Origin of the sequence: Methylobacterium sp. E-041, assembly GCF_022829665.1 — a bacterium.
Lineage (GTDB): Bacteria > Pseudomonadota > Alphaproteobacteria > Rhizobiales > Beijerinckiaceae > Methylobacterium.
Map to the genome: position 1 here is coordinate 1 of NZ_JAKSYQ010000098.1, position 6,275 is coordinate 6,275.

Annotated in this window: 4 protein-coding genes and 1 pseudogene; 2 read left to right on the forward strand and 3 right to left on the reverse strand. The window is 53.4% G+C overall.

The genetic code is table 11. The annotated features are described in order from the left end of the window. Together MKK70_RS09855 and MKK70_RS09860 are read right to left on the reverse strand one after the other, a co-directional pair. Window positions 1–198 (reverse strand): GDP-mannose 4,6-dehydratase (locus MKK70_RS09855; RefSeq protein ID WP_243947316.1); only part of this gene is annotated, 198 nt, incomplete at its 3' end. Window positions 199–437: 239 nt separating this feature from the next. Next, the gene (locus MKK70_RS09860) at window positions 438–2,954 is read right to left on the reverse strand and encodes a glycosyltransferase (RefSeq protein WP_243947317.1); all 2,517 of its coding nucleotides are present in this window, start codon (window positions 2,952–2,954) and stop codon (window positions 438–440) included. 402 nt (window positions 2,955–3,356) lie between these two features. On the opposite strand from MKK70_RS09860, the pseudogene MKK70_RS09865 reads away from it, so the two are divergent. Further along, window positions 3,357–4,125 (forward strand): annotated as a pseudogene (locus tag MKK70_RS09865) (IS6 family transposase). Window positions 4,126–4,287: 162 nt separating this feature from the next. Continuing rightward, window positions 4,288–6,138 (forward strand): hypothetical protein, encoded by a 1,851-nt coding sequence (locus tag MKK70_RS09870; protein WP_243947319.1) that lies wholly within the window; start codon window positions 4,288–4,290, stop codon window positions 6,136–6,138. Here the strand turns inward: MKK70_RS09870 and MKK70_RS31040 are convergent. Then, window positions 6,135–6,275: integrase core domain-containing protein (locus MKK70_RS31040; protein WP_409568260.1), on the reverse strand; the 141-nt coding region annotated here is incomplete at its 5' end. The genes MKK70_RS09870 and MKK70_RS31040 overlap by 4 nt on opposite strands.

Sequence of the window (6,275 nt, forward strand, 5' to 3'; positions counted from 1 at the left end):
CAGGTCGAGCAGGTTGCCGTCGTGGAGCTCCACGTCGTTCTCGATCCCGAGCCACTTCAGCCGGTGGTCGAACACCCCGGCATGGCTCGAGCGCCGCACCACCCCGTGCACCGCGTAGCCCTTCGACAGCAGCAGCTGCGCGAGATACGCACCGTCCTGCCCGGTGATGCCGGTGATCAGTGCCGTTTTAATGCTCATGGGACATATTCCTAAATTTGGTGCCTGTTGGGTATGAATGAAACACGCTTCGGCAGGATGGGCGTCATCGCGGACGCGCTCCGCCTATCACGACAGTCGCCACGGTCAAATTTCCCCTCAATGCCTCACCCCAGAAGAAGCAGTAGAACCGAAGCGCGACCCAATCTTTACGTATTTCCGGGTTTTATGCTATTATACAAGAAACTATTCCTTCGCCCATAGTTACATAGGAAAATATACTATCGTCTCGTTATCGCAAATAAATTTCGAAGAGAGCCACTAAGATTAAACTGTGATCTTACCCTTGTATAAGAATCAACGCTTCCTACGTTCTCAGACGGTAACGAAAACGTTGGAATAAAAGGAAATATCTTTGCCCGTTCAGATGACGAGAACATCTGTCTAATCAGGATTTTTCTTTTTCTCGGATTTTGGGCGAGCAGCTTCATATAATGGTCCAGTCCATCAGCATCCGCCTTTCTATTCAGCGCGATCTTGTAGAGTAGATCAATAAAATATTCATCCGTCGTTTCATCGTCTTCAGCAATTTCTCTAAGTCCTCGTATTTGCCATTCGGTAATTTTAGCAAATAAATAATCTCTATTATAACCGAAACCCAAATCATTCAATCCAGCCATGATCTTCAGCGCGATAGGATCTGCCGCAAAAAAACTTTTAGTATCAAAGAGTTCTGATGGGTTTCTTTCTTCCCGCCAGCCATAAAATATATAATGATTCAGCGGGTCTATTGAGGATTCCTTTATATCTGGGTACTTGTTTAAGTAAAATTCCCGATCAAACCCACCAAAGGCTTCAATCAGATTGATCTCAGCCGGAATTTTTGTTGATGAATCTCTTCTGGACGATTGCAATAAATCAACTTGTTTCAAGAAATCGGAAATACTCGTAAGAGTAATTGGAGCAGGAACGTCGCGTTTATAATCTATAGATTTTTTGACTTGCCACTTTTTCAAATCGGCACGTATTGCCAGGCAAGTATTTCTCCAAGTAAACTTTGTTCTGACTAAAATTAACGCTTTTCTGAAATGAGCCTTCTTTTCGTCCAAGGTTAGATTCATAGCTCGTGCCATGGCGGTAGATACATCTTCAGGATCCGGCTCCCACCAGTTACCAACCTGCGAAAATTCTTTATCAGAATAGTCCGCCTCCACCTCGCGGCCGCCAAACGTGATTGCACCGTCGTACATCATATCAGTGGTAGAACCATATGAAGTAAAAATAGTTATGACTCCACAAGCCATTGCTTCAACTACTGAAAATCCAAATCCCTCAGAACGCGAAGTTAAAACTAGAAAATCAACACTCCGATAGAAAGATGCAAGCTCCTCATTCGCCAATGGGGTTATAGTTTCACGATAGGATATCCTGGCCTTATCATCATCAAATCGAAGAAATTTCCGCCATTGACGCGCTTGTGATCGATTTTTACTCCCCAAAGGAAGGACACCATGTCCGCAAACAATCAACATAGCATCGGGATGTTTAATGCTGAAGGTTTGCCACGCCTTTAGCATCACGTCATAGCCCTTCCTATATTGAACGCGAGCGAACCACAAAAATGTTGGGCCATCATACTGGCGCTCGGTCTTGCCCCAAGGCTGAAATATATCAGTTTCTACGCCAAGAGGCACATAATGAACTCTTTCGAAGCCAGATTTTTTGAATACATTTAGATTCCACATAGATGGTAGATAAGTTGATTTATATTTATTTTTGTTTTCGATCCATTTCTGCGGTATATTTGATGTTTCCCAAACCGAATAAAGGCAGTCGTAAGGTTGAATTCCGGGATGGGAAAATAGTAATTCAGGCCGTTCATTGTCGATAAGGCCAAATCTTTTCATGTATGGAAATAAATTTTGATTTATTATGTTCCATGACGTGGCGACATCAGATCCATGGTCAACATATTTTAGGCCGTAACCAAGGTGCTTATCGGTAAATAACTTTCGACTATTATTAATATAATTAAGCCTGGCCTCCGATTTTCCTTGAGCGAAAGTCGATCCTGCGAAGTGTTTTATTTGAGACTGAGGAAGGTAAGCAGTTGTATATCCGGCCTCTCTAAGTCGAATTCCGAAATCAGCATCCTCGTGATAAAAGCCAAAATTATCGTCAAAGCCGCCGATTTCTGTCGCAGCCTTAGTTCGAATGAGAACACAAGTTCCTTCACAAAAGTCGGACTCGAGTCGATATACGTCTCCCTCAGGTATATTTCTATCGTGTTCGAACTCTGTGCGATCAAGGTTCCAGTAAACTCTATGACTTAGTACGCCTATCTCATCATTAACAAGTGGTATGACTTGAGAACATGAAACAGCACCTAAGCTTATGTCATTTGACATTTCGTAAAGCAATTCACGGGCAACGTCCGTAACGAAGATGATATCGTTATTTGCAATATAGACAAAATCGGCGTGCCGCATCCGAGCGATGCCTAGCGCAATATTACAGCACTGCGTGTACGTATGCGGAGTGTTAAGCTGCTGTATTTCTACGCCATAGCGCTGACAGACTTCATATGTCGAATCTGTACTTCCCTGATCCAAAACAATTATCCGCTCCGCAGGTACTCTTAATGTAGGAATCATATTTGACAGTAATTTACCGCCATTTATTGATGGAATGATCAATAAGCTGGTATTCAACAGCTTTTCGATCTCTTTTATTTCATCCGGATTTGCATTGCCGAAAGAAATATCTTTCCATTTCAGACTTGATTTCGCAAAATTCATTTTCATTTCTGAACCCTCGCCCTGACAGGAACTTAATTAATTGATAATAGACTTGATAACATTTTTTACCGAATGAACTAGAATGGTCAAGCCCTTATGTTCAAATTTATACATTAGCAAGTTTATGTTTAATTTCGTCTATAAACCAGCAATATATCTATTTTTTCTGTCGGATATCTACATTGCCGCCCTTCTGACCCAGGCCGATGCCATGGCTGGAGCTTGATCTTTCTCTTGGCGACTTTGAACGATGCCGTGGGGCGTTGTAACGATCATTTGTCGTTCATGCCATCTCTCCGCTCGTGCACAACCGTAGGGCGTGTCGCGAGGTCAAACGTGCCTTCATCCATGAATCGTTACCCATCCTTGACGAGCTTGCCGCCGCACCCTTGGAGCCGGCCCATGATCACGTCCGCTATCGCCGCGAAGCTGGAGCAGCGCGCCAAGGCCGACTTCAAAGGGGCGGCACTTCGAGGCGACGCTCTTCGTGCAGGCCGTCTCTTGGTACCTGTGCTATCCGCTCAGCTACCGCGACATCGATGAACTGTTCCTGGAGCGTGGCCTGGAGGTCGATCACAGCACCCTGAACGGCTGGGTTATGGCCTACGCGCCTCTGATCGAGAAGCGGGTGCGGCAGTTCCGCCAGCCACACTGTGGATCGGTCCGCATCGACGAGACCTACCTCAAGGTGCGGGAGGAGTCGCGCTACCTCTACCGGGCCGTCGACAAGCACGGTAAGCCTGTCGATTTCCTCCGCACAGCCGACCGGATTCTCGACGTGGCCAAGCCGTTCTTCCGCACGATGCTGCAGAATCAACCGTTGCTCGCCCCTGACCGCATCGGCACGGATGGTGCCGGCCCGTACCCGCCGGCCATCGCCGAGAGCCGTGAGGCAGAGTTGCTGCCTCGCGCGCCGATCCACTACGTCACCAAGCACCGGCAGCAGAGCATCGAAAGCGACCACTTCCGGGTGAAGCGATCGATGCCGCGGGTGCGCGGCTTCCGCTCGTTCAACACGGCGCGGCGCACCATCCAGGGTTTCGAGGCCATGCTTTGGCTGTACAAAGGCTTCGTCTTTGCCGGCTCGTCGACAGTGCTAGAGCAAAACCAGCTGCTCGCAATCTGCTTCGGCTTCCCCAGGGGAACAAAGGGTGAAAGTAGGATCGCATAGGCCATTCCGCGTCTTAGATCCGAGTTTGCGATACGCCCCCAATAGCTCCGTGAACATCTCGAAGCGAGTGGTGTTCGCGGTCTACCTCACTTAGATCGTGCACGGCGCTATAGCGACGACCGGCACCCACGCGACCGACGGCTTGACGGCGAACTGGTCGCCGTGACCGCCGCGACCCACCTCCATCACTCCGCACCACCGAAGGCTTCGCCGATGCGCCTCGTCGCCCTGATGCTCGCGTTTACCGTCATGCTGAAGCAGGCCGGGGGCGCGCTCGCTCTCGATCCCGGCACGCCTGGTCCGCTGCGCGGCCCGACCGTCCCGGCGCGACGGATCATCCTACCGCCAACTGATCAAGGCTCGGGCGGCGACGTGTCGAAGTTCACGGTGCGTATCCCGGGGTGGAACGACGGGCGCAAGCTCGACGACATCATCCGTGACTTCGCGCTGGCGCACTTGCCGGACTTCTCGGCCGCGGTGCTCGGCGGGGTCGAGGCGGACACCGGAGTTGATCAGACCGCGCGCATCGTGCTCGCGCTGTCCAAGGTGCCGGGTTCCGGCGGGCGCCTGCGCTTCCCGTGCGGGCAGGTTCTATACAGCGCGTTCCAGTTCCCGAACCCGCGCACCGTGCTGTCCAGCGCCAGCATGCGCTGCACCGAGATGACCACGCTGGCGAGCGCGGCTACCGGCACCTCAATCCATGGCACCGGGGTCTATTCCGGCATTGAGGACATGGCCTTCGTGCATGTCGGCTTCGACAGCGGGGCGTTCCGGACCTCCGGCTACACGGTCGACCTCGACAGCGGTTACAATTGGGTTCGGCGCTCGACCTTCCGCGGTTGTTTCATGTGCGTCCGCATGGGGGCGGCCGGCGGCGCGCAGTGGGTCCAGGACAACACCTTCGAGTACAGCGCAGACGGCGCCGCCTACCCCGGCTCGGGCTACATCCTCGTCGACAACGGCAGGGTGGGCCCGAACAACATCATCTCGGGCAATCTCGGCCTGTCAAACTTCCTTGATCCGAACCCGGCCAAGCACCGCTACCCCGACGCTGCGGTCATCGTGATCCAGACCGGCGAACTGTACTCCTTCGCCAACGACTGGATCAGCAACAGGACCAGCTACAAGATCATTCCTGGCAACGGTCAGCGGGTCGAGAAGGTCACCCTGGCGATCGGGACCAGCGACAGCGCGCAGGCCGGGAACATCGTCGTCCAGCCGAGGGGGACGGGGTACGTCATGGATCTGTCGATCCCGACCCCCTGGATCACCAACTCGCAGCAGGTCGCGGACCCGTCGGGAACGAACGTCGCCGCAGTGGACGCCGCCGGAATCTTGGACGGTATCTTCCTCGACGCGACCCTCGCCATGCCGACGGCGCTGCATCCCTACCCGATCAACATGGTCTCGATCACCGGCGGCGGCCAGATCACATCCGTCAAGGGCCAGCGCGGGCGTGGCGTCCGCTGCCAGGGGCCGGTCTACAACGTGACGCTGACGAGCGTCTCCTTATCCGGCTGGGAGAAGGGCCTTTCGGTTGGCTCCGGCTGCCAGCAGGTGACGGCGGCCGACAACAAGATCGGCAAGTTCTCGCCGTTCGACAGCGCGGCCGCTCCTTCCCCGAACGCCACGAACAAGGTCGGCATCGACATCGAGGCCGGCAGCGACGCAGTCATCGCGCACGACAACAACCTGCTGGGCAACACCGTCGCTTCGCTGCGGAATGCCTCGACCGGCGCCAACAACCGGTTCCACGACAATCTCGGCTACAACCCGGCTGGTAGCGCCACCCTCACGCTGTCGGCCAGCCCAATGCAACTCGGCCCGCTGCCGACGATGTCGAGCTACGTCGTTTACGGAGGCTCTTCCATCTCCGTCACCGTCGGCGCAGCGAACGGTGGCGGCAACCTGATGGTCTGCCCCGGCAGTCCGTGCGGCTTCACGATCCCTGCCGGTCAACTCGCGACCATGACCTACACCGCCGCGCCGACCGTCAACCAGATCCTGCACTAGATGTCGTTGCCCAGAAGGTTGTTCAGGCTTTGCCAGGGTGTCTGTCGGCTGAGGGCGGAGTGGGTTCGGCTGGTGTTGTAGTGGTCGATCCAGGGGCTCATGGCTTGTGTCCGCTCGGCGGATGAGGCGTAGGGCTC

Bases quoted from the DNA above. Each gene is read 5' to 3' on its own strand.
- MKK70_RS09860 (WP_243947317.1), bottom strand. From the start codon at position 2,954: ATGAATTTTGCGAAATCAAGTCTGAAATGGAAAGATATTTCTTTCGGC.